This is a genomic window from Actinobacillus pleuropneumoniae (assembly GCF_003290385.1).
Classification (GTDB): Bacteria; Pseudomonadota; Gammaproteobacteria; order Enterobacterales; family Pasteurellaceae; genus Actinobacillus; species Actinobacillus lignieresii.
This window is the reverse complement of the sequence record NZ_CP030753.1, coordinates 51,173-76,224: the sequence shown is the minus strand read 5'-3', so window position 1 is coordinate 76,224 and position 25,052 is coordinate 51,173. Positions and strand designations below refer to the sequence as shown.

Below are 25,052 nucleotides of genomic sequence, written 5' to 3'. Positions count from 1 at the left end.
CCGGTGTTGTGTTTAGGATTATTATTTTTTATGTTTTCTTTGAATATACAAGTTTTTCGATGAAGTTCAATACTTTTTCAGTAAAAAGCGGTCTAAATTCAACGAAAATTTGCAAATTTCCGCAAAATCTAGACCGCTTATCATATTTACTATACTCTATTAGTTATTTTCTAACTCGACCCGATAAAAGTTATGTGATAAAAAAGGGCTAACCGTATAACCTTTTACTTCTTTACGCATTGGGAAATAAGTCGTCGAATGTGCAATAGGAAGCCAAGGTGCTTGTTGTTTAAAAATCACTTGTGCCTGTTTATAAAGTGCTTCTCGTTTTGCTTTATCCGATTCTTGCGCCGCTTGCGTCACTAAATCATTATAAGATTGATCGCAAAAATGGGCATAATTCGAACCTTGTTTTACCGCATTACAACTTAATAATGTATTTAAGAAGTTATCCGGATCGCCATTGTCGCCTGTCCACCCCATCATACCGGTTGAATGTTCGCCTTGTTCCATTCGTTTGAGATATTCCCCCCATTCAAAACTCACAATTTTGGCATTCACCCCGATTTGCTTCCAATCTTCTTGAACCATTTCAGCCATACGGCGTGCATTCGGATTATAAGGACGGGAAACCGGCATTGCCCATAATTCCGTATCAAAACCGTTTTCCAATCCAGCTTCTTTTAATAATGCTTTCGCTTTCTCAGGATTATATTCATAATCCTGAACTTCATCGTTATAGCCCCAAATTGTCGGTGGCATCGGATTTTTCGCAGCTGATCCTGTACCTTGATAAACCGATTCTAAAATCGCTTGCTTATTTACCGCATAATTGAGTGCTTGGCGAACCTTTTGATTATCCAACGGCTTCTTATCCAAATTAAAAGTAATGTAGCCGATATTTAGTCCAGATTTTTCTAATACCTGTAAATTAGTATCAGCTTTCATCTGAGCAATATCTGCCGGATTCGGATAAGGCATTGCCTGACATTCATTTTTCTGCAATTTGGCATAACGAACAGTCGCATCCGGCGTCACACTAAAGACTAAGCGGTCTAATTTTGCTCTACCCTGCCAATAATCATCAAATGCTTTAAAACGTACATAAGCATCTTTTTGTAAACCGGCGAACTCAAACGGTCCGGTACCAATCGGTGCGGTATCCACTTTTTCCGGCGTACCGGCTTTTAACATTTGATCTGCATACTCTGAAGATGAAATCGAAGCGAAATCCATTGCAAGATTTGCTAAAAACGGTGCATTCGGCACTTTTAAGTGGAATTTAACCACGTAAGTATCCACTTTCTCGACTTTTTCAATGATATTAGGCATATCCATACCTAAGAAAAACTCGTAGTTACCGCCCGAAACATTATGGAAATAATTGTATTTATTTAATTGGCGATTAAAGACGAATAGCACATCATCGGCATTGAAATTGCGGGATGGCGTAAATTCTTTATTTTTATGAAATTTAACGCCTTTACGTAAATAAAAGGTATAAGTTTTCCCGTCCGCAGAAATATCCCATTTTTCAGCTAAGGAAGGAACAAGATTAGTTGTACCCGGTTCAAAATCAATTAAACGGTTATATAACGCTTGTGCCACATCTAAGGTCGCGCCGTCTGTACCAATTTGCGGATTTAAAAAGGCTGGGGAAGATTCGATACAATAGGTAAAAGTTTTAGGGGAAGCAAATACAGTATTAGAAAACAACACTAATGCAAGTGCTGATAAGGAAAAATATTTTTGCATGAAATATCCTGACGCTGTGTTATAAATTATTTCTATCCAATAATTTACATATTATCAGCCCTATTTCATATTGCAACGTTCAATCGTAAGGTAATTATAAAAAACGCTAAAACCTTCTATATTCTTATCCGAGATAAATTTTTTAATATTTCCCGAACAAGCGGTCAAATTCCCTTGTTGTTTTGCAAATTACGGAGGTGAAAGCTGTTTGGAGAAGAAAGAAGCAAAAAGGAAAAAAGAAAGGAGAAAATGAAAGTAAAGATAAGGATAAGGTTGAGAATAAGGCTGAGGATAAAACAACACTATTGTCTGTTGTAAAAAAGCAAAAACCCCGTAGTTATCGCTAACCACAGGGTTTCTTGCTTCGTTTTCGCTTTCGCGCTAAATTCAATCTGGCGATGCCCTACTCTCACATGGGGAAACCCCACACTACCATCGGCGTTACTGCGTTTTACTTCTGAGTTCGGAATGGAGTCAGGTAGAGCCACAGCACTCTGGTCGCCAGAATATTCTGTTGATGTCTTTCGTCTTCTTTATCTGTCTTTCCCTTTGTTCTTTTCTTCTTAAATTCGAAACAAGCCGTCACTGATTTTTTCGTTTTTTGTCTTCTTTAGTTCTTGTTAGCATTTAACTTCGCTTCACGCCCAAAAACACTTGAGCGTTGTATAGTTAAGCCTCTCGGGCAATTAGTATGTGTTAGCTCAACGTATCACTACGCTTACACACCACACCTATCTACGTCGTAGTCTCCAACAACCCTTACAGTCTTATAGACTGGGAGAACTCATCTTAAGGCAAGTTTCGTGCTTAGATGCTTTCAGCACTTATCTCTTCCGCATGTAGCTACCCAGCAGTGCCTCTGGCGAGACAACTGGTACACCAGTGATGCGTCCACTCCGGTCCTCTCGTACTAGGAGCAGCCCCTCTCAATTCTCCAACGCCCACGGCAGATAGGGACCGAACTGTCTCACGACGTTCTAAACCCAGCTCGCGTACCACTTTAAATGGCGAACAGCCATACCCTTGGGACCTACTTCAGCCCCAGGATGTGATGAGCCGACATCGAGGTGCCAAACACCGCCGTCGATATGAACTCTTGGGCGGTATCAGCCTGTTATCCCCGGAGTACCTTTTATCCGTTGAGCGATGGCCCTTCCATTCAGAACCACCGGATCACTATGACCTGCTTTCGCACCTGCTCGACTTGTCCGTCTCGCAGTTAAGCTTGCTTATACCATTGCACTAACCTCACGATGTCCGACCGTGATTAGCAAACCTTCGTGCTCCTCCGTTACGCTTTGGGAGGAGACCGCCCCAGTCAAACTACCCACCAGACACTGTCCGAGACCGCGTTCCGCAATCTTCGTTAGAACATCAAACGTTAAAGGGTGGTATTTCAAGGACGCCTCCAACAACACTGGCGTGTCATCTTCAAAGGCTCCCACCTATCCTACACATCAAAATTCAATGTTCAGTGTCAAGCTATAGTAAAGGTTCACGGGGTCTTTCCGTCTAGCCGCGGGTACACCGCATCTTCACGGCGATTTCAATTTCACTGAGTCTCGGGTGGAGACAGCCTGGCCATCATTATGCCATTCGTGCAGGTCGGAACTTACCCGACAAGGAATTTCGCTACCTTAGGACCGTTATAGTTACGGCCGCCGTTTACTGGGGCTTCGATCAGGAGCTTCTCTTTCGATAACACCATCAATTAACCTTCCAGCACCGGGCAGGCATCACACCCTATACGTCCACTTTCGTGTTTGCAGAGTGCTGTGTTTTTAATAAACAGTTGCAGCCAGCTGGTATCTTCGACCGGTTCAACCTTCGTGAGTAAATCACTACAATCTACGCCGGCGCACCTTCTCCCGAAGTTACGGTGCTATTTTGCCTAGTTCCTTCACCCGAGTTCTCTCAAGCGCCTGAGTATTCTCTACCTGACCACCTGTGTCGGTTTATAGTACGGTTTAGTATAACCTGAAGCTTAGTGGCTTTTCCTGGAAGCGTGGTATCGGTTACTTCAGTTCCGTAGAACCTCGTCATCACTTCTCGGTGTTGAATGGTGTTCCGGATTTGCCTAAAACACCCACCTACCGGCTTAAACGCACATCCAACAGTGCGATAACCTAACCTTCTCCGTCCCCACATCGCAGTTATACCAAGTACGGGAATATTAACCCGTTTCCCATCGACTACGCTTTTCAGCCTCGCCTTAGGGGCCGACTCACCCTGCCCCGATTAACGTTGGACAGGAACCCTTGGTCTTCCGGCGAACGAGTTTTTCACTCGTTTTATCGTTACTTATGTCAGCATTCGCACTTCTGATACGTCCAGCAAACCTCTCGATTCACCTTCGTCCGCTTACAGAACGCTCCCCTACCCAACAATGTTTCCATTGATGCCGCAGCTTCGGTGACTAGTTTTAGCCCCGTTACATCTTCCGCGCAGGCCGACTCGACTAGTGAGCTATTACGCTTTCTTTAAATGATGGCTGCTTCTAAGCCAACATCCTAGCTGTCTAAGCCTTCCCACTTCGTTTCCCACTTAACTAGTACTTTGGGACCTTAGCTGGCGGTCTGGGTTGTTTCCCTCTCCACGACGGACGTTAGCACCCGCCGTGTGTCTCCTGAGTATCACTCTTCGGTATTCGCAGTTTGCATCGGGTTGGTAATCCGGGATGGACCCCTAGCCGAAACAGTGCTCTACCCCCGAAGGTGTCCGCTCAAGGCTCTACCTAAATAGATTTCGGGGAGAACCAGCTATCTCCCGGTTTGATTGGCCTTTCACCCCCAGCCACAAGTCATCCGCTAATTTTTCAACATTAGTCGGTTCGGTCCTCCAATTAGTGTTACCCAATCTTCAACCTGCCCATGGCTAGATCACCGGGTTTCGGGTCTATACCTTGCAACTCAATCGCCCAGTTAAGACTCGGTTTCCCTTCGGCTCCCTTATTCAGTTAACCTCGCTACAAAATATAAGTCGCTGACCCATTATACAAAAGGTACGCAGTCACAAGATTTCTCTTGCTCCCACTGCTTGTACGTACACGGTTTCAGGTTCTATTTCACTCCCCTCACTGGGGTTCTTTTCGCCTTTCCTTCACAGTACTGGTTCACTATCGGTCAATCAGGAGTATTTAGCCTTGGAGGATGGTCCCCCCATCTTCAAACAGGATTTCTCGTGTCCCGCCCTACTTGTCGTTAGCTTAGTACCATAATAATGTTTTCGGATACGGGATTATCACCCTCTACGATTGAGCTTCCCAGCTCATTCTCCTAACAAAACCATTATCACTAACAGGCTCTTCCGCTTTCGCTCGCCGCTACTTACAGAATCTCGGTTGATTTCTTTTCCTCGGGGTACTTAGATGTTTCAGTTCTCCCGGTTTGCCTTATTAAGCTATGTATTCACTTAATAATAGTAGATTCTTCATCTACTGGGTTTCCCCATTCGGATATCTTGGATTAAACGCTTCTTATCAACTCATCCAAGCTTTTCGCAGATTAGCACGTCCTTCTTCGCCTCTGATTGCCAAGGCATCCACCGTGTACGCTTAGTCACTTAACTATACAACCTCAAATGTTTTCAAATATTTTCAAATTTTATTTGAACGCATTCAACGCGATACTTTATTCAACTAAACACTTAGCTGCTTTTGTTCAGCTAAGATTTTCAAGATAATTACTTATCTTTTACTACTCAGACTTTCTTTCGAAAATCTCTCAGTTTTCAGCTTGTTTCCAATTTTTTAAAGAACAATTCAGACAACAAAAGTCATCTTTAAATGGCGTCCCCACGGGGATTCGAACCCCGGTTACCGCCGTGAAAGGGCGATGTCCTAGGCCTCTAGACGATGGGGACAACATTTAAAGATGCTCTCCGCTTTGCCATTTGAGCGCAATATTTTACGTTAAATCGTGCCGTTTTTCAATCGCTTTCCGACTCGTTTAACCTAAACGCTCATTCATTCATCAAACAATCTGTGTGAACACTTGCAGTCGCTCAATTTCTGGTAAGGAGGTGATCCAACCGCAGGTTCCCCTACGGTTACCTTGTTACGACTTCACCCCAGTCATGAATCATACCGTGGTAAACGCCCCCCTTTCGGTTAAGCTATCTACTTCTGGTACAACCCACTCCCATGGTGTGACGGGCGGTGTGTACAAGGCCCGGGAACGTATTCACCGCAACATTCTGATTTGCGATTACTAGCGATTCCGACTTCATGGAGTCGAGTTGCAGACTCCAATCCGGACTTAGACGTACTTTGTGAGATTTGCTCCATGTCGCCATCTTGCTTCCCTCTGTATACGCCATTGTAGCACGTGTGTAGCCCTACTCGTAAGGGCCATGATGACTTGACGTCATCCCCACCTTCCTCCGGTTTATCACCGGCAGTCTCCTTTGAGTTCCCGACCTAATCGCTGGCAACAAAGGATAAGGGTTGCGCTCGTTGCGGGACTTAACCCAACATTTCACAACACGAGCTGACGACAGCCATGCAGCACCTGTCTCATGGTTCCCGAAGGCACTCTCGTATCTCTATAAGATTCCATGGATGTCAAGAGTAGGTAAGGTTCTTCGCGTTGCATCGAATTAAACCACATGCTCCACCGCTTGTGCGGGCCCCCGTCAATTCATTTGAGTTTTAACCTTGCGGCCGTACTCCCCAGGCGGTCGATTTATCACGTTAGCTTCGGGCACCAGACTTAAAGCCCAATCCCCAAATCGACAGCGTTTACAGCGTGGACTACCAGGGTATCTAATCCTGTTTGCTCCCCACGCTTTCGCACATGAGCGTCAGTACATTCCCAAGGGGCTGCCTTCGCCTTCGGTATTCCTCCACATCTCTACGCATTTCACCGCTACACGTGGAATTCTACCCCTCCCTAAAGTACTCTAGTTGACCAGTATGAAATGCAATTCCCAGGTTAAGCCCGGGGCTTTCACATCTCACTTAATCAACCGCCTGCGTGCCCTTTACGCCCAGTTATTCCGATTAACGCTCGCACCCTCCGTATTACCGCGGCTGCTGGCACGGAGTTAGCCGGTGCTTCTTCTGTAGTTAACGTCAATTACCAAATCTATTAAATTTGATACCTTCCTCGCTACCGAAAGAACTTTACAACCCGAAGGCCTTCTTCATTCACGCGGCATGGCTGCATCAGGGTTCCCCCCATTGTGCAATATTCCCCACTGCTGCCTCCCGTAGGAGTCTGGACCGTGTCTCAGTTCCAGTGTGGCTGGTCATCCTCTCAGACCAGCTAGAGATCGTCGGCTTGGTCAGCCTTTACCTAACCAACTACCTAATCCCACTTGGGCTCATCTTATGGCAGGTGGCCCGAAAGTCCCACCCTTTAATCCATAGATATTACGCGGTATTAGCTACAGTTTCCCGTAGTTATCCCCCTCCATAAGCCAGATTCCCAAGCATTACTCACCCGTCCGCCACTCGTCGGCAAAGAAAGCAAGCTCCCTTCCCGTTACCGTTCGACTTGCATGTGTTAAGCCTGCCGCCAGCGTTCAATCTGAGCCATGATCAAACTCTTCAATTCAAAAAGTTTAATCGCTCAATATTCTGCTTAGCTAAGTTCACTTCGCTTTCCTAACTCAACGTTAAGAAAACTGAAAAATATGAATTTCTAGTTTAAGCACTTATTAAGACTTCAAAATTAAAAATATTTTTTAAATCAAGTCAATCAACAAGTGCCCACACAGATTGTCTGATAAGTTGTTAAAGAACAAAAAAGAACGACGCACCGCATTTACTTCTCGTTCACAACAGTGCGTCGTTGTGTGGGATGCATTATAGAGAAATCTAAATTCCTTGCAAGTTCTTTTTGCAAAAAAATTTAGAAAAACTGACTCTTTGCATAACATTTATTCAAATTGAGTAAAACAAGAACATTTTTGAGTAATTTCATGATAACTTTTGAGTGCATATCTGATTTTGTGATCTTCCTCACAAAATTATTCGTACTTTTTCCGGTAGTTACTGGTATTATATATGCCATTATCCTTATTCATCTATTATATATAAAGAGGAACCTTTTATGAGCCAATTAGATGCTTTACGTGAAATGACCGTTGTTGTTGCAGACACTGGTGACATTGAAGCGATCAAACAATATCAACCGCAAGATGCAACTACTAACCCGTCTTTAATTTTAAGTGCGTCTGCATTACCGCAATACGCTTCATTAATTGATGATGCAGTAGCTTATGCTAAAGCAAGAAGTGATGATAAAGCCCAGCAACTTATTGATGCGGAAGATAAGTTAGCCGTGAATATTGGTTTAGAAATTCTTAAAATCGTACCGGGACGTATTTCTACGGAAGTTGATGCTCGCCTTTCTTACGATACGAAAGCAACAATTGAGAAAGCTCGCCAAATTATGAAACTTTATAATGACGCTGGCATTAGTAATGATCGTATTCTTATTAAAATCGCTTCAACTTGGCAAGGTATCCGTGCGGCGGAAGTGCTAGAGAAAGAAGGTATCAACTGTAACTTAACCTTATTATTCTCTCAAGCGCAAGCTCGTGCGTGTGCGGAAGCAGGCGTTTACTTAATCTCTCCGTTTGTTGGTCGTATCTTAGACTGGTATAAAGCAGCAGAGAAAAAAGAATATGCACCGGCAGAAGATCCGGGGGTAATTTCTGTTACAAATATCTATAACTACTACAAACAGTACGGCTATCAAACTGTGGTTATGGGCGCAAGTTTCCGTAACGTAGGTGAAATTACCGAAATCGCAGGCTGTGACCGTTTAACCATTGCTCCGCCATTATTAAAAGAACTTGCTGAAAGCAATGCCCCTCTTGTTCGTAAATTAGAATATAAAGGTGAAGTGAAAACTCGTCCGGCACCATTAACAGAAGCGGAATTCTACTGGCAACATAACCAAGACCCAATGGCTGTTGAAAAATTAGCGGAAGGTATCCGTAAATTTGCAGTAGATATTGAGAAATTAGAAGCAATGCTTGCCGCTAAACTTTAATTACTGAATTATTGAAACAAAAATCCCAAGCTGAGGCTTGGGATTTTTTTATGCTACTAGGTAAGCAAGCGGTCAATTTCTCAGAATAATTTGTAAATTCTTAAGGAAAATTAACCGCTTGTAATTTGATGGCACTAAGCTAAATTGGCTGTCTCGGTACAGAACCTTGGTAACCAAATTGACGCCACGCTTCATATACAACAACCGCCACCGTATTGGATAAATTCATACTGCGGCTGTCTTTACACATTGGCACTCGGATTTTTTGCGACATCGGTAAATTATCCAAAATCGTCATCGGGATACCACGGCTTTCCGGCCCAAACATAAGGAAGTCGCCTAATTCATAACTCACTTCACTATGATTCGGTTCGCCTTTAGTTGTCAGCGCAAATAGACGTTTTGGCTTGGCGCGTTCTAGAAAATCTTCAAAATTCTTATATTTTTGAATATCGACAAATTCGTGGTAATCCAAACCTGAACGACGTAGTTTTTTGTCATCCCACGCAAAGCCTAACGGTTCAATCATATGTAATCTAAAACCGCAATTCGCACACAAGCGAATAATATTACCGCTGTTTTGTGGAATTTCCGGTTCATATAAAACAATATCTAACATTTTTATTTACCATCCAATAGGCGGAATACACAAAACTTTTCGTGTATTTCGTGATTGTTAATTTTCAATGTGGCGAATGATCCAACAGTTATGAATTTGCGGATTACGCTCAAAATCAAGCGGTAATGTTTTATGCGAAATATTTTCCGCTTGTAACCCTAATTCGGCTAAACCTTCGAAATCCATTTTAAAGCCACGCTTATTATTTGAGAATACGATTGTTCCGTCCGTCGTTAAAATGCGTTTAAGCTGTGTCATTAATTTAATATGATCACGCTGTACGTCCCAACTGTCTTCCATTCGTTTTGAATTCGAGAACGTCGGCGGATCAACGAAAATCAACTCAAAGCGTTCTCGACATTCCGCCAACCACTGCAAGCAATCAGCTTGGAATAAGCGGTTATTACGCAGTGGTAAATTATTTAGCTCTAAATTTTGTTCCGCCCAATTCAGGTAAGTATTTGACATATCTACCGTGGTGGTTGATTTCGCACCGTTTAATGCGGCGTGAATAGTCGCTGAACCGGTGTAAGCAAAAAGATTAAGGAACGTTTTACCTTTTGCCATCTGCCCTACCATCTTACGTGTGAGACGGTGATCTAAGAATAAGCCGGTATCAAGATAATCGGTCAAATTCACCCATAATTTTGCACCGTATTCGGTGACATAGAAATAATCACCTTTATTGGCTAATTTCTCATATTGGTTTGTACCTTTCTGCTTTTGACGTACTTTTAATACCAACTTATTGGTTTCCACGCCCGTTACATACAAGGTTGCAGACACGGCATCTAGTAAGCGTTGGCGAGCTTTTTGTTCGTCAATGTTTTTCGGTGCGGCATACTCTTGTACCACAATATGATCATCATAGCGATCGACCGCTAAATTATATTCCGGTAAATCCGCATCATATAAACGATACGCATTAATACCTTGTTGCTTCGCCCATTTTTCAATTTTCTTAATATTCTTCGCTAAACGGTTCGCAAAGTCGGGGGCAACTTGTGCATTTTGCTCAAATTTAAGTTCATCAGCTTGCTGCTCTGCTGCTGTGCGTTCGCTAATTTGATAATTCTTTTGTAAACAGTCTAACGGGCCGTTTTTCGCTTTGAATTGACGGTGAGAACGTAAACGTAAACAGTTCAATAATTCCGGTTCACCGCTAAAAATCGAGGCATTCCAACCACTGAATTGTTGTTTTAAACGTTGTCCGAATACCGAATAAAGTGCAATCAGCGCCGGTGTCGTACCTAAACGCTCACCGTACGGCGGGTTACAAATCACCGTACCGACTTGGTTAGGACAAGGATTTTTTAACGCCGCTATATCGCCTTGTTGCCATTGAATTAAATGTGCCACACCGGCATTTTTCGCATTCTGTTTGGCTTTAGCCAGTACGCGATGATCAAGGTCAAAGCCGAAGAAAAGCGGTTGAATTTCTTCATTTTGTTGCAAATAGGCTTGTTCCAGCACTTCTTTCCAAACCGCTTGTTGATGTCCTTTCCACGCATTAAAGCCCCAGTGTTTACGGTGTAATTGCGGCGCGATACCCGCTTGCATTTGTGCAGCTTCAATCAACAAGGTACCGGAACCGCACATCGGATCAACCAACGGTGTGCCTTTTTGCCAACCGGAACGAAGAACTATCGCCGCCGCCAATGTTTCACGTAACGGTGCTTTGCCTGTGTCTTCACGGTAGCCTCGCATATGTAACGCATCACCGCTTAAATCAAGCGATACCACCATATTTTCTCGGTCAAGATAAACGTGAATACGAATATCCGCATGATCTTTGTCTACGGTCGGGCGAGCAAAGCCTTTACGTTCAAAATAATCGACTACGCCGTCTTTTACTCGCATCGCTCCGAATTGCGTGTTGCGGATCTCTCTGTTAGTACCGTTGAAATCTACAAAGAAAGTATCGCGAGGATCAAAAATTTCCGCCCAGTTGATACCGACGATCGTGGCGTATAAATCCAGATCACTAAAAATTTTAGTAGTTACCAACGGTAATAAGATACGAGAAGCCAAACGACTGTGTAGTAACGCCTGATATGCCCCTCGTTGAGTTGTCGTAAAATGCACTCCGCCTTGTGCGACTTTGCACTCGGCTTGGCAGATCTGCTCCAGTTCCGTTTTTAACATTTCTTCAAAGCCACGAGCAGCTGTAGCAAAATAAGTTATTTGAGTTGTCATTGTTATCGTTCTTCTAGCTAAAATTTAACATTATTATAGCGGAACAAGCGGTCTAATAGTTGAAAAGTTTTACAAATCAAACGGAAATTTAACTGGACAATAACTTGGTGCAGATCAAAAATTAGTTGAATTACCCAAAATGGGTAACTTGCTTTAGTGAGATATAACAAGCACAATTTTTCCTATTTCCGTTGGAGGTAACAATGACCGAAGCTTATAAAATACTTTTAATTGACGATCATCCTTTAATGCGTCAGGGAATTAGACAAATTTTAGAATTAGAAGATAACTTTGTTATCGTGGGTGAAGCAAGTAATGGCACGGACGGCATTAGTATCGCCTTAGATACAAACCCTGATTTAATTATCTTAGATTTAAATATGAAAGGAATTTCCGGTTTGGATACATTACGTGCATTAAGAAAGCACGGTATTGATAGTCGTATTATCGTATTAACCGTTTCGGATGAGCAGTCCGATATTTTCGCCCTGATGGATGCCGGTGTGGACGGCTATCTATTAAAAGACAGCGATACCGCAGAATTAGTCGAAAATATTCGCAAGGCGGCACAGGGCGAAACCGTATTAAGCGAAAGCGTTAAACAACATCTATTAGAACGCCGTCCGGAGAACGATCCGTTAAGCGTATTGACTGATCGCGAGCGTGATGTTTTACAATGGATTGCGACCGGTATGTCGAATAAACAGATTGCCAGCCAATTATTTATTTCGGAAGAAACCGTTAAAGTACATATTCGTAACTTATTACGTAAATTAAACGTTCACTCTCGTGTCGCGGCTACCGTACTTTATCTCGAGCAACAAAAGGGTTAATCCCAGCAAGCGGTTAAATTTACTAAAAAAGTGGCAAATTTAACCGCTTACTTGTACCGCTTAACTATGCAAGTCTATGTAAAATCCATTCCTATTTTTATCTTTATCTGTATAATCGCTCACTTTTTAGAACACGTTTGAATTTATGGCTTTACTGATTACCCACAAATGTACCAACTGTGATATGTGCTTACCCGAATGCCCGAATGAAGCGATTTCAATCGGCGATGATGTGTATGTGATTGATCCGGTGCTATGTACCGAATGTGTCGGACATTATGAAAAGCCGACCTGTCAAAAAGTTTGCCCGATTACCAACTGTATTACTCCGGATCCGGAACATCAAGAAACGCAAGAAGAGTTATGGGAAAGATTTGTGATGATTCATCACCCGGATAAGATATAAAAATAAAATGTAAAAAAACGGAGAATGGCTATTCATTCTCCGTTTTTTATTATGCGTCTTTAAAGCTGTAAGGCAAATCGCAAATTGCTAATGGAACTCCGTTGATTCTAAATGCGCTATCCGCTTCAACATCATTATTCATTACCACTTGCAACCAAAGTTTATTTTGATATGCCACGCTATTTAAGATTGTGCCGGTTGCACGCCAATTTTCACCGAGCTGCATTTCAACCGAGCCGCCAACCTCCGGTAAACTCACCTCACCATCAAATTTACCGACTAACGTAAACATCGCACGCTTATTCGCACCACGATATTTTGCACGCGCTACCGTTTCTTGCCCGATATAGCAACCTTTGCTAAAAGAAATCGCGTTTTCGACCGCTTGTAAATTGGTTGCCTGCGGAATCAATTCAAATTGATTCGCCTTTAGTAACATCGGAATGCCGTCTTGAATATCGATTAAATCCCACAATTGGCTATCGGCATTGGTTTCTAGCGTTTCACCCCAAACAATTGCACGTTTTTGCCCTTGCGGAATGACTAAAGCGGTCGTATTTTCGCAAAGTTTTGCCAAAATCTCACCGCTTGTTACGCCATAAATCGGTGTATCCAGCTCAGTGAAAGTGACTTTAGAAAACACCGCATATTTTTTTAGTTGGTTAAGCGCTTCCGGTAATAAATCCGCATGAATCATGGCGATAAATTTATCTGCCGCTTGACGATATAAACGGATTAACGCACTTATTTTGCCTTTCGGATCACAATGGCAGGTTAAGGTATGCTCACCCTCTGCCAGTTTCGCTACATCACAGGTTAATTGTCCTTGAAGATATTTCTCAGCATCCACACCTGCAATTTCAATTAAACGATACTGAGAAAGTTGCACGCAGAGATCTGGATGGCTATTACTGATTTTGCTACATTCACACGTCATAAAAACACCTACTCTAAATTCTGAATTTGCTCACGCATTTGTTCGATTAATACTTTTAATTCAACCGCTGAATTGGTTACGTCCGCATTAATGGATTTTGATGCCAACGTATTGGATTCACGATTTAGCTCTTGCATCATAAAGTCCAATTTACGACCTACCGCTCCGCCTTTTTTCAAGACGTTAGTCGTTTCTTTCACGTGTAATTGCAAGCGGTCTAATTCTTCCGCCACATCCACACGCTGTGCGGTTAACACCATTTCTTGCTCTAAACGTTGCGGATCTAATTGTAAATTCAGCTCGTCAAAACGTTGTTGTAATTTATCTTTCTGCCATTGCAGAATTTCCGGCATTTGCGCTTGTACTTTGGTTGCGATTTCGGCAATCGTATCTAAACGCTGTTGGATTAATGCCTGTAAGTTTGCACCTTCACGACCACGCATCGCAATAAAGTCCGCTAAAATTTGTTCGAAACCGGCTAACAGGTCTTGCCCGATTTGATCCAAATCTTGTGTTTGAGCATCCACCACGCCCGGATAACGTAAAATATCCACTAAGTTGATCTCACCCTCACCGGCAATGCCTCGCAAGGTTTGTAATGAGCTGATTACCTTTTCCGCATACGCTTTATTTAATGCCAATTCACTATTTTGGTTATCGCTTAATTCGATACGTAAACTACATTCTACTTTTCCGCGTGTAAGTGACGCACGTAAACGCTCGCGTAAGGTCATTTCTAAATTACGGAATTGCTCCGGTAAACGAAAATAGGTCTCTAAAAAACGTTGATTAACCGAGCGGATTTCCCACACGGCATTACCCCACTCTTTTTTAATTTCTAAATGGGCGAAAGCGGTCATACTGTAAATCATTTTGTGTTCCTTCTTGTTAATTAACCTCGGAATATCACTGAAAAACACGGAAAGATTTTTGCAAAATTTTCGGAAAATTTAACCGCTTGCAGTCCTTCAAAAAACCTTTCCGTGTATTTCCGTATTTTCCGAGGCAATAAAAATCACATTGTACTGTTTTATTTGTTAAAATGGCGAAAATTTTTTAATAAAAGGAAGAAATCATGCGCCCAAATAATCGTGAACTGAATCAAGTTCGTCCGGTAAAAATTACTCGTCACTATACTCGTTATGCGGAAGGTTCCGTTTTAGTTGAATTCGGCGAAACCAAAGTTTTATGTAATGCTACCGTGGAAGAAACGGTTCCTCGCTTTTTAAAAGGTCAGCAGCAAGGCTGGGTAACCGCCGAATACGGTATGTTGCCACGTTCAACCCACAGCCGTATGCAACGTGAAGCGGCAAAAGGCAAACAAGGCGGCAGAACCATGGAAATTCAACGTCTTATCGCACGCTCATTACGTGCAGTAGTCGATTTAAAAGCACTTGGCGAACGTACGGTTACGGTTGATTGTGATGTGATTCAAGCGGACGGCGGTACTCGTACGGCGGCAATTACCGGTGCGTGTGTGGCTTTACACGATGCGATGAGTAAATTAGTCGCTGACGGCGTACTGAAAGAAAATCCGATGAAAGGTTTAGTGGCGGCAATTTCCGTCGGTATCGTGGACGGTAATGCGGTATGTGATTTGGAATATGTCGAAGATTCAAATGCCGAAACGGATATGAATGTAGTGATGGTCGAAGACGGCAGATTAGTCGAAGTGCAAGGCACTGCGGAAGGCGAGCCGTTCTCACATATGGAATTGTTACAATTACTCGATCTCGCTCATCAAGGCATTAATCAATTGTTAGATGCTCAACGTAAAGCGTTAGGCCTATAAACTAAACGGCACAAGTAAATTAAATACTTGTGCCGTTTTTGTTTCTAATGATTAGTAATTAAACTTCAATCCCGAATTTTTCTTTCACTAACGCTTGGAAATCAGTACAACCGCCAACGTGAACGTTATCTAAGAAAATTTGCGGCACGGTTGCAACCGGTTTGCCGACACGCGGTTCTAAATCTTCTTTTGAAATGCCTTCAGCAATCATATCGATAAATTTAAAATCGAAATCAGCTAATTCGCCTTTCATTTTTTCTGCTAACGCTTTTGCACGTGTGCAGTACGGGCAAGTCATACGACCATAAATTTCTACGAACATAATTCATTCCTTATAAAATTGAGCTAATTATTCAGTGATAAATGCCAGTTTCAACAGACTGGTAAGCGGTCGAATTCTATCAGCTTTTTGCAAAAAATCCTAAAAAAATGCCCGCTTGCTAGGTAATAGCAGCGAGCATTTCATTAAACTAATACAAATTATTTCGTGCTGGTACTTGTTGTAGTACGACCCGCACGTTTACGATCATTTTCGGTTAATAAACGTTTACGTACACGAATTGATTGCGGCGTTACTTCGACTAACTCGTCATCATCGATAAACTCTAACGCTTGTTCTAAACTCAAACGAACCGGAGTTGTTAATACGATTGCATCATCTTTACCCGATGCACGCATATTGGTTAATTTTTTACCTTGTAAACAGTTTACGGTTAAGTCGTTACCACGGCTGTGAATACCGATAATTTGACCTTCGTAAACGTCCACACCGTGATCAATCATTAATTTACCGCGTTCTTGTAAACCGAATAATGCATAAGCAAGCGCTTTACCGGTTGCGTTAGAAATTAACACGCCGTTTTTACGCTGACCGATTTCACCCGGTTTTACGTCATCATAATGACTGAAGCTTGAATAAAGTAAACCTGTACCAGAAGTCATCGTCATAAATTCGTTACGGAAACCGATTAAACCACGGCTTGGGATCACGTATTCTAAACGTGTACGACCTTTACCGTCCGGAATCATATCTTTCACTTCACCTTTACGGATACCTAATGCTTCCATTACCGCACCTTGGTGTTGTTCTTCGATATCGATGGTTACTTGCTCAAATGGCTCTTGTTTTTTGCCGTTTTCTTCACGGTAGATTACTTTCGGACGCGATACCGCTAACTCGTAACCTTCACGGCGCATATTTTCGATTAATACCGATAAGTGTAACTCACCACGACCGGATACACGGAATTCATCCGGATTTGGTGTTTCTTCTACACGTAATGCTACGTTGTGGACTAATTCTTTGTTTAAACGCTCAAGGATTTGACGTGATGTCACAAACTTACCTTCTTGACCGCAGAACGGAGAAGTATTCACACAGAAGAACATCGTTACGGTAGGTTCATCAACGGTTAATGCCGGTAATGCTTCTACGTTGTTAATATCACAAATCGTATCTGAAATATTTAATTCGCCTAAACCGGTGATTGCGATGATGTCGCCGGCAAATGCTTCGTTTGCTTCGTAACGTTGTAAACCTAAGTGACCTAATACTTGACCCACTTTACCGTTACGGGTTTTGCCCTCAGAGTCAATCACAGTAACCGTTTGGTTCGGTTTGATTGAACCGCGTTTGATACGGCCGATACCGATTACGCCCACATAGTTGTTGTAATCTAATTGTGAAATTTGCATTTGGAACGGTGCGTTTAATTCCACTTTTGGCGGTTCAACGTGATCAACGATCGCTTGGAATAACGGGGTCATATCTTCCGCAAGATCTTCGTGCTCTAACCCTGCAACACCCATTAATGCCGATGCATAAATAATTGGGAAATCTAATTGCTCGTCAGTTGCACCTAAGTTTACGAACAAATCGAATACTTGATCCACAACCCAGTCGGGACGTGCGCCCGGACGGTCCACTTTATTGATAACTACGATCGGTTTTAAACCGTGTGCAAATGCTTTTTGGGTTACGAAACGTGTTTGCGGCATTGGACCGTCAAACGCATCTACCACTAATAACACAGAATCGACCATTGAAAGTACGCGCTCCACTTCACCGCCGAAGTCCGCGTGTCCCGGCGTATCTACGATATTGATACGGTAATCGTTCCAGTTAATCGCCGTATTCTTAGCGAGAATGGTAATGCCGCGTTCTTTTTCAAGATCGTTTGAGTCCATTACACGCTCGTCCGCATCGCCACGCGTTTCGCCTAATGTGCCTGATTGTTGTAAAAGTTTATCTACAAGCGTTGTTTTACCGTGGTCAACGTGCGCGATAATTGCGATATTACGCAATTTATTAATATCTAAATTTTGCATTGAAATGTCTTTATTGAGTTGAATATAGGGTGCGTTTATACACACCGTGGAAATCTTTATTGAAGGGAATCGCCCCTTTACACGTGATCTAATGTGATCAAGATCACAATTCATCAAGGGGCGAGATTATACAGAAATTTTTATTTATTGGCTATGATTTAAGCGGTCCGATTTACTAAATTTTTTGCAAATTATGCTTCCCAAGGAAACTTTCCTCCAAACATTCTTCGATGCTGGTTATTAATTTCTTCATAAAAAACATATAATGTAGAAAGAACCTCATCTTCATTAAGATTATGGTTATTCATAAGTGATGTAATTAATTCTTTATCTAACATAGTTCTATAATTTACATTATATTTTCCAACACATACAGACTTTGCATTTATATCTGTTAGACGTTTTAATACATTTCGATCATTTACTATAGCACCTTCATACCAAGCGGAAGCTACACGAATAGCGATGTTCTTTCTCATCACATAGCAACTCGCATCAACTAACGGAGCTCCTTTCGCCATTCTATTAACTAATTGTACCCCTGTATCCTGAAAATCAACTCTAATTTCATTTGGTAAAGCTCGTTTAAAATGTCCTATAGACTCTACCGTATCTTGACAAATAAAATGACGATCACCATAAACAAATATCTTGTTTCTAAGACTATAGGCGTAATCAACCTCGTTATCTTGAATAGATCTAACAGCCTCTTCCATATGCTGTAATTCAAACCAATTATCATCATCTAAAAAACCAATAAACTCTTCTTTAACAGTAAAAGGAGCAAGACTAAAAATTGCACTATTTTTAAAACTCAATTGTCCGGTATTCATAGGTAAATAGGTTGCAATTACATCAGGATATTTATCTAATAATTTCTTTAGCTGCCTTCCAATATTGTTTCCCATCGACAAAAACATAATGTTTACAAGGAATTGTTTGATTCTTGACACTTAAAATAGCCTGTTCAAGACTAGGTTTACCAATAGTTGCCGTAACAACTGCAGCTATAGGTTCACTTGCTTGCATGTGAGCTTGCATAAAATATACTCCCTAAATAAAAACCTAAGTATTTTACTCTATTAACTATAATACCTTGTTCCAAAAATCGCTGTGCCGATACGAACCATCGTCGAACCGCACTCAATCGCCGCCGCCATATCATCGGACATTCCCATTGAAAGCGTATCTATCCCTTCAAACTCGTCTTGCAAGCGGTCAAAAAGTTGCTGCATTTTACGCAATGCGATTTTTTGCTGCTCCGGCTCACTTTCCGGCTTCGGAATCGCCATCAAACCACGTAAACGTAAATTCGGTAGCTGGCTAATCGCTTTTGCCAACTCATCTAACTCTTCGGGTTGAATACCTGATTTAGATGCTTCATCACTAATATTAATCTGAATCAACACATTGAGCGGTGCTTTATTTGCCGAGCGTTGCACACTCAAGCGTTCGGCAATTTTTAAACGATCAACCGTTTGAATCCAGTCAAAATTTTCCGCCACTAAGCGGGTTTTATTCGACTGTAAAGGCCCAATAAAATGCCATTCTAAATTCGGCTGTTGAGCAAAATAAGCAATTTTCTCCACACCTTCCTGCACATAGTTTTCGCCGAAGGCAGTTTGTCCGGCGGCAATCGCCTCTTCAATCGCTTCAACCGGTTTAGTTTTAGAAACGGCTAATAAGCGTACATTATCTCTCCCGCATTGTTGGGAAATTTGCTGAATTTGTTGCTTAATTTCAGATAAATTTTGAGAAATCGACATTTTTTACTCCAAAAACTATAATGGATAAATCATAGCATATTGAGGAACAGAATAATGGATTTAACTCAGATTAAATTAGTGATTACCGATGTGGACGGTGTGCTTACCGACGGTGGCATGTATTACACCGCAGAAGGCGAAGTAATGAAACGCTTCCACGTCCATGACGGCTTAGGGATGAAAATGCTGCGAACCTGTGGAGTCCAAGTTGCAATTTTATCCGGCGGCGATTCGGCATTGTTGCGTAAACGTATTGATGTACTGAAAGTGCCTCTGTTTAAATTAGGCAAAATGGAAAAACGTTCCGCCTGTTTTGAATTGATGAAAGAAGCTGGCGTAACAGCGGAACAAACGGCTTTTATTGGCGATGATACGTTAGATTTACCGGCATTTGAGGTTTGCGGACTGGCAATTGCTACCCGTAATGCGCACGACTATGTGAAAGCAAAAGCGGATTGGATATTAGAAAAGGCAGGTGGAGAGGGCGCATTTCGTGAAGTGTCCGACCGTATTCTACAAGCGCAAGGCTTTGAAGAAATCTATGCGACTGCAGACGGTTTTCTAACCGTAGCTGAAAAAATGGCTCAGTAAATAAAGTATTAATAAAAAAATAAGCGGTCGTTTTTCGCAAATTTTTTGCAAGAAACGACCGCTTGTCATAAGGGAAAAATAATTAGAAACGGTAACCTAGGTTCGCAGTAAATTCATTACCTTTTAATTTAGCACCGCTTTTTCTTAAATTGCTGCGCGTATATTCCGCACCCACTTCTACATTACTTGATACGGCATATTTAGCACCGGCACCGTAACCGTAACCACGGAAATTGGTATCGCCGACTTTACTTTGCGCCACATCGACTTTGACATACGGAAGTAAATCAGAAGCTACACGATAACCTTGTTGATAAGCGACAGTATATTTAGTTTTTTGTTTTACATCGCTAAATACTTTTGTACTGCCTACTTTTACTTTACCTTGTACAACACCAACAAAATTGTCACCGTAATCCATACCGTAATCTACGACTAACGCAGGACCGGTTGATTGTTTACCTTTCACACCGTCCACTTTATATTTTACCGTGGTGAGATCAACGCCTACGCCTACGCCGGTAAAGGTATTTCCGACCGGTGCGGCAAATGCCGACGCAGAGAATAAACCTGCTAATGCTAAAACTGTTAAATTTTTCATAAAATGTCCTTTTTAGAAAGAAGATGCTAAACGCTTATAGGCGTTTAATTACTACTCTAACTCGCCGCAAAAACGGTAACCTTCACCATGAATGGTTACAATGATTTCCGGTGTATTAGGGTGATCTTCAAAGTGTTTACGAATACGACGAATCGTCACATCCACAGTACGGTCATGCGGTTTTAGCTCACGACCGGTCATTTTTAGTAATAAATCTTCTCGTGTTTGAATTTTACCCGGGTTCTCACAGAAATGGAGTAACGCTCTAAATTCGCTACGAGGTAATTTATTTACCACACCTTCCGGTGTAATTAGACTACGGCTATTAACATCAAGCTCCCAGCCGTTAAAACGATAGCTGTCCGTCTGTACGATGTCTTTCGTCGTTTTCTCTTTTTCATTCATCGTACGATGTAAAAGATTACGCGCACGAATGGTTAATTCACGAGGGTTAAACGGTTTAGTAATATAATCGTCCGCACCGATTTCCAAACCGAGAATTTTATCCACTTCATTATCGCGTCCGGTTAAGAACATTAATGCAATTTTAGTGTTCTCTCTTAATTCGCGCGCCAACATTAAACCGTTTTTACCCGGAAGATTGATATCCATAATCACAAGATTAATTTCTTGTTGCGCAAGAATGGCGTTCATTTCCGTGCCGTCCGTCGCCTCAAAAACTTCATAACCTTCCGCCTCGAATATACTTTTGAGCGTATTGCGCGTAACAAGTTCATCTTCGACAATCAAGATTTGTGGGTTCTGCATTGTATAAGCCTTCTGTTAATTTTAAAAATCCGTTATTACAATCTGTTGAATTATTGTTGTAAAATTGTGGCAATTTTACCTATCTTCCGACTTACTAGAAAGAGTTAATTATACTTTTGTTATGTAAAGTCAAATATCTTTACACTCTTGCTATACTGATATTAAAAAATTGTTAGCGATTCTCCCGATCATCCACCCCGACAATCAAATAATTTCCGTTAATGTCCGCTAAACTACGAAAGCCGATATTAAAAATATCGCAATGTTTATTACGATTTATCGGGCGATAATCGAAATTATCATGATGATGTCCATGAAAAATTTTATTAACTCCCATCTTTTTCGCCAGTTGATTAATCACGGCAAACCCTTGCGGATGCGGACGGGGCGCTTCGTGCGTAATTAAAATATCCGCTTGCAGCCCTTCCAGTATTTCGACATCCGATGGAAAAATCGACGTTCTGTGACGTAACGGCAAGCCGCCGCGCCAAATACGTTCTTGCGGACAATATTGGCAATAATGAATCGGGTCAAAAAACATCGGGCGATTCGGCGGCATCCAAATATGCCCTCTGAACACACCGCCCAAGCCGGCGATTTTTACCCCTTGAATATCTACGACTTTGCCGTGCAAACTGCGCGTTTTCCACTCGCTATTCCAAATCGAATCAAATGCGGCGACGGTTTTACTGTCGTGATTACCGTGAATAAACCAAACGTCACAATATTGTGAAAGTTTATCCAGTTCATCCGGCGTCGTAAGTTGTAGATCACCTAAAATGACCAATGCGATTTCCTCACCTTTATATTCCTGTAGTACAGGATAAAGATGCCGGTAACTACCGTGAGGATCGCCCGCAAAAAGTATCATTCTTTATCTTCCGTCGTATGATTATACTGTTTAAATTGCAATGGAATTTCTTCTTCTTTCAAAATGGCTTCAACCACTTCTTTCGCTTGATTATATCGATCCAAGTAGCTCGGCGACTCAATTTCGATATAAGGCACATTGTATTTTTCGAGCAGTTTCTTCAACAACTGTTGAAAACGCTGACGTTGCTTGACCGAGCCAAGGCTACGCATTCCGTCGTCCACCCACTTGGTGTTATTGGACAATAAAATCGTGACGTCAAAAGGATATTCCTTGATCATCGAATCTAAGAAAGGATGTGATTTACCTTCGTACTGAATACAAAACGCCTGCGTAGTAATATAGTCGGTATCAATCAATGCCACTTTATGCGCGTGTTTCATCGCATAGTCGATATATCGCTGATGACCTAACGCCATGAGCGGATAATCGGAATATTGCATTGCCTGCTCATTACCGCCTAAACGCTCAAACACGAATTCTCGTCCGTATTCCCAAGCGGAAGTAGTATTAAATACGTTGGCAAGTTTGCTGACCAAGACCGATTTACCGCTACTTTCCCCGCCTAAAATCGCAATGGTTTTTACAAAGAAAGGACGTACTTCTTTCGGGATAAATCGCCAATATTGGAACGGATTATTACGAATTTTAGTGGCGGACACATTGAAAGACTCTCGTTTAGGATCAACCAGATGAACTTCCAAATCCAAATATTTTTCATACGGTTCTTTATCTTGAACCTCACTGCTAAACACAAGCGACGGACGAATATTCTTCTCATTGAATAATTCTTTTACGCGATCCGCCCAACCTTGCCATCCGTTCGGATAGCTCGGAATGCCGTCTTCTTTGAGGTGATGAATAAAAATTTGCTTTTGCTGGTATTTAAAGATTTGTTGCATCCAACGAAGTCTGTCTTCATTGGTCGGCATACGCTTCATCTTACTGTCTTTGAAAAGTTGCAGATCACGCTCCGCATCGGTACAAACCACCACATGTAAAATGTCCACTTTACTGAAGGCTTCGTAGATCATATGAATATGACCGGTATGAACCGGATAAAATTTACCGAAAATGACCCCGACACGCTGATTCATATCTTCCACGATATTTAATACTTGATGTAACGCTTTTAATTTATTTGCGCTCGGATTTTTAATTTTCCCGCTTACCAATTGATTAAAATAAGCGCGAGTTACGCCGGCTTGCTCACAAACATCATTTACTTTCATTTTTAATTGTTTGCGTTTTTGTTGAAGGTAAGCAAAATTTGTCATAATTTTTTCCTCAAAATAACTTTTGTTATAATAAAACAAAATGTAGCATTTGAGTATTGATTTATCTAAAAAATATTATATGGATGCGCTATTTTTCGACATATTTTTTCGTTCCGTATTTTATATAAGACAAAGCGAATTCTTCGTTTAAATAAAAAACGACCGCTTATCCATATACTATTTTATGCCAAACGTTACGGCGAAAATTTTTCGGGACGCAACCCTAGACATAAAATGGTAAAATCTGCATTGCATTTGACTTTTCATTTTTGGTCGATAACCGTATAATCAACGGAATTTTCTTAAAAAAACGGACATTAAAAGCGGAAAAAATGCAACTCATTCGCGGCTTATACAATTTGGCAAATCACAAAGACCTCGCAAAAGGCAGCGTTATCAGTATCGGTAATTTTGACGGTGTTCACTTGGGACACCAAAATATTCTCGCTCGCCTATGTGATCAAGCGCTTGAGCGTAACTTACCTTCGGTCGTGATGTTGTTTGAACCGCAGCCGAGAGAGTTTTTTGCAAATAAACAAGCAAATTCAACCGCTTGTATCGCTCCCGCTCGCTTGATGCGTTTACGGGATAAATTAAAATATCTTGAACAAGCCGGCGTTGATTTCGTCCTTTGCGTAAGATTTAACGAACGATTCGCCAATTTATCGGCTGACGCTTTTATCCGCGAGTTATTAGTTAAACAATTGCGAGTGCGTTACTTAAGCGTAGGCGACGATTTCCGCTTCGGTGCAAACCGAACCGGTGATTTTGCCTTGTTACGTAATGCCGGATTGAAATATCGCTTTGCCGTTGAAGACAGTCAGACATTAAATCATGCGGAACAACGTGTCAGCAGTTCTTTAATTCGAACGGCATTACAACAAGATGATCTCGTTTTAGCCGAAAAATTATTAGGCAAGCCTTATTCTATTTGCGGCAGAGTGGCGCATGGTAATAAGCTCGGGAGAACGATCGGTTTTCCGACCGCAAATATTATGCTAAACCGATTAATTACCCCGCTACAAGGCGTATTCGCCGTACAAATTCAAACCCAAACGGGCAGACATAACGGGATCGCTAATGTCGGAAACCGACCGACCATTAACGGCACGAAACCGTTGCTTGAAGTGCATATTTTTGATTTTAATCGTTCGATTTACGGCGAAGCGATAGAAGTATTTTTTATTCGTAAAATTCGTAATGAAGTCAAATTTCCCGACTTTGAAGCACTGAAAGCACAAATCGAAAAAGACAGAGAACAAGCGGTCGAATTTTTTAAACATTTTGCAAACTAGCAAGTAATCGAATAAT

Annotated in this window: 21 protein-coding genes, 1 tRNA gene and 3 rRNA genes; 7 read left to right on the top strand and 18 right to left on the bottom strand. The window is 41.7% G+C overall.

All coding sequences use genetic code 11. The features are described from left to right. Positions 1-159: 159 nt before the first annotated feature. Positions 160-1,755 carry an ABC transporter substrate-binding protein gene (locus tag DRF63_RS00340; protein WP_005595694.1) on the bottom strand — a complete coding sequence of 532 codons (1,596 nt, stop codon included), beginning with the start codon at positions 1,753-1,755 and terminating at the stop codon, positions 160-162. Positions 1,756-1,952: 197 nt separating this feature from the next. Here DRF63_RS00340 and DRF63_RS11105 point away from each other — a divergent pair, with 197 nt between their 5' ends. Then, positions 1,953-2,102: a hypothetical protein gene (locus DRF63_RS11105; protein WP_157752166.1), complete on the top strand. Its 150-nt coding sequence runs from the start codon at positions 1,953-1,955 to the stop codon at positions 2,100-2,102. A 43-nt stretch (positions 2,103-2,145) separates the two neighbouring features. On the opposite strand, the gene rrf is transcribed toward DRF63_RS11105, so the two are convergent. From rrf to DRF63_RS00320, 4 genes are all read right to left on the bottom strand, one after another. Further along, positions 2,146-2,261, bottom strand: a 5S ribosomal RNA gene (gene rrf / locus DRF63_RS00335). A gap of 159 nt (positions 2,262-2,420) precedes the next feature. Then, positions 2,421-5,322, bottom strand: a 23S ribosomal RNA gene (locus tag DRF63_RS00330). A gap of 218 nt (positions 5,323-5,540) precedes the next feature. Beyond that, a tRNA-Glu gene (locus DRF63_RS00325) sits at positions 5,541-5,616 on the bottom strand. Positions 5,617-5,768: 152 nt separating this feature from the next. After that, positions 5,769-7,310, bottom strand: a 16S ribosomal RNA gene (locus DRF63_RS00320). Together the 16S, 23S and 5S rRNA genes with 1 tRNA gene alongside form the textbook arrangement of a ribosomal RNA operon. Positions 7,311-7,808: 498 nt before the next feature. Here DRF63_RS00320 and tal point away from each other — a divergent pair. Further along, entirely contained in the window at positions 7,809-8,756 is a 948-nt protein-coding gene (tal, locus tag DRF63_RS00310; protein ID WP_005595691.1) for a transaldolase, read from the top strand. A 139-nt stretch (positions 8,757-8,895) separates the two neighbouring features. Here the strand turns inward: tal and trmL are convergent, their stop codons facing one another. Next, positions 8,896-9,375, bottom strand: coding sequence for a tRNA (uridine(34)/cytosine(34)/5-carboxymethylaminomethyluridine(34)-2'-O)-methyltransferase TrmL (trmL, locus tag DRF63_RS00305; RefSeq protein WP_005595690.1), 480 nt, complete (start codon positions 9,373-9,375; stop codon positions 8,896-8,898). Between the two features lie 57 nt (positions 9,376-9,432). Beyond that, the gene (rlmKL, locus tag DRF63_RS00300) at positions 9,433-11,571 is read right to left on the bottom strand and encodes a bifunctional 23S rRNA (guanine(2069)-N(7))-methyltransferase RlmK/23S rRNA (guanine(2445)-N(2))-methyltransferase RlmL (RefSeq protein WP_005595689.1); all 2,139 of its coding nucleotides are present in this window, start codon (positions 11,569-11,571) and stop codon (positions 9,433-9,435) included. Between the two features lie 203 nt (positions 11,572-11,774). On the opposite strand from rlmKL, the gene DRF63_RS00295 reads away from it, so the two are divergent. Together DRF63_RS00295 and DRF63_RS00290 are read left to right on the top strand one after the other, a co-directional pair. Continuing rightward, complete coding sequence (locus DRF63_RS00295; protein WP_005595686.1) at positions 11,775-12,404, top strand: response regulator; 630 nt, start codon at positions 11,775-11,777, stop codon at positions 12,402-12,404. Between the two features lie 145 nt (positions 12,405-12,549). Next, positions 12,550-12,810 (top strand): YfhL family 4Fe-4S dicluster ferredoxin, encoded by a 261-nt coding sequence (locus tag DRF63_RS00290; RefSeq protein WP_005595684.1) that lies wholly within the window; start codon positions 12,550-12,552, stop codon positions 12,808-12,810. A gap of 49 nt (positions 12,811-12,859) precedes the next feature. On the opposite strand, the gene ygfZ is transcribed toward DRF63_RS00290, so the two are convergent. Continuing rightward, positions 12,860-13,747, bottom strand: coding sequence for a CAF17-like 4Fe-4S cluster assembly/insertion protein YgfZ (gene ygfZ / locus DRF63_RS00285; protein ID WP_043991687.1), 888 nt, complete (start codon positions 13,745-13,747; stop codon positions 12,860-12,862). Positions 13,748-13,755: 8 nt separating this feature from the next. Then, entirely contained in the window at positions 13,756-14,619 is an 864-nt protein-coding gene (locus DRF63_RS00280; RefSeq protein WP_005595681.1) for a YicC/YloC family endoribonuclease, read from the bottom strand. A gap of 203 nt (positions 14,620-14,822) precedes the next feature. Between DRF63_RS00280 and rph the strand changes: the two genes are divergently transcribed. Further along, positions 14,823-15,539, top strand: coding sequence for a ribonuclease PH (gene rph, locus DRF63_RS00275; RefSeq protein ID WP_005595679.1), 717 nt, complete (start codon positions 14,823-14,825; stop codon positions 15,537-15,539). Between the two features lie 58 nt (positions 15,540-15,597). Here the strand turns inward: rph and DRF63_RS00270 are convergent, their stop codons facing one another. The 5 genes from DRF63_RS00270 to DRF63_RS00255 all read right to left on the bottom strand — a co-directional run bounded on the left by DRF63_RS00270 (position 15,598) and on the right by DRF63_RS00255 (position 19,633). Further along, positions 15,598-15,861, bottom strand: a complete 264-nt coding sequence (locus tag DRF63_RS00270; RefSeq protein ID WP_005595677.1) for a GrxA family glutaredoxin — start codon at positions 15,859-15,861, stop codon at positions 15,598-15,600. Positions 15,862-16,019: 158 nt separating this feature from the next. Further along, entirely contained in the window at positions 16,020-17,867 is a 1,848-nt protein-coding gene (gene typA / locus DRF63_RS00265) for a translational GTPase TypA (RefSeq protein ID WP_005595675.1), read from the bottom strand. Positions 17,868-18,058: 191 nt separating this feature from the next. Next, positions 18,059-18,775, bottom strand: a complete 717-nt coding sequence (locus DRF63_RS00260; protein ID WP_233432331.1) for a hypothetical protein — start codon at positions 18,773-18,775, stop codon at positions 18,059-18,061. Continuing rightward, positions 18,732-18,908, bottom strand: coding sequence for a hypothetical protein (locus DRF63_RS11180; RefSeq protein WP_233432330.1), 177 nt, complete (start codon positions 18,906-18,908; stop codon positions 18,732-18,734). The genes DRF63_RS00260 and DRF63_RS11180 overlap by 44 nt, the downstream gene beginning before the upstream one ends. A 41-nt stretch (positions 18,909-18,949) precedes the next feature. Next, positions 18,950-19,633, bottom strand: a complete 684-nt coding sequence (locus DRF63_RS00255) for a YggS family pyridoxal phosphate-dependent enzyme (protein ID WP_005595672.1) — start codon at positions 19,631-19,633, stop codon at positions 18,950-18,952. 54 nt (positions 19,634-19,687) lie between these two features. On the opposite strand from DRF63_RS00255, the gene DRF63_RS00250 reads away from it, so the two are divergent. Next, positions 19,688-20,224, top strand: coding sequence for a KdsC family phosphatase (locus DRF63_RS00250; RefSeq protein WP_005595671.1), 537 nt, complete (start codon positions 19,688-19,690; stop codon positions 20,222-20,224). Between the two features lie 82 nt (positions 20,225-20,306). Here DRF63_RS00250 and DRF63_RS00245 read toward each other — a convergent pair whose 3' ends face one another. The 4 genes from DRF63_RS00245 to nadR form a co-directional block, all read right to left on the bottom strand. Further along, complete coding sequence (locus tag DRF63_RS00245) at positions 20,307-20,825, bottom strand: porin family protein (RefSeq protein WP_005595670.1); 519 nt, start codon at positions 20,823-20,825, stop codon at positions 20,307-20,309. Positions 20,826-20,876: 51 nt separating this feature from the next. After that, a complete protein-coding gene (gene arcA / locus DRF63_RS00240) occupies positions 20,877-21,593 on the bottom strand; it encodes a two-component system response regulator ArcA (protein ID WP_005595668.1) in 717 nt (238 codons plus the stop codon). Positions 21,594-21,765: 172 nt separating this feature from the next. After that, positions 21,766-22,464, bottom strand: coding sequence for a metallophosphoesterase family protein (locus DRF63_RS00235; RefSeq protein ID WP_005595665.1), 699 nt, complete (start codon positions 22,462-22,464; stop codon positions 21,766-21,768). Next, complete coding sequence (gene nadR / locus DRF63_RS00230) at positions 22,461-23,741, bottom strand: multifunctional transcriptional regulator/nicotinamide-nucleotide adenylyltransferase/ribosylnicotinamide kinase NadR (protein ID WP_005618688.1); 1,281 nt, start codon at positions 23,739-23,741, stop codon at positions 22,461-22,463. The genes DRF63_RS00235 and nadR overlap by 4 nt, the downstream gene beginning before the upstream one ends. Before the next feature lie 332 nt (positions 23,742-24,073). On the opposite strand from nadR, the gene ribF reads away from it, so the two are divergent. Further along, the gene (gene ribF / locus DRF63_RS00225) at positions 24,074-25,036 is read left to right on the top strand and encodes a bifunctional riboflavin kinase/FAD synthetase (protein WP_043991686.1); all 963 of its coding nucleotides are present in this window, start codon (positions 24,074-24,076) and stop codon (positions 25,034-25,036) included. The last annotated feature ends 16 nt before the right edge of the window (positions 25,037-25,052 follow it).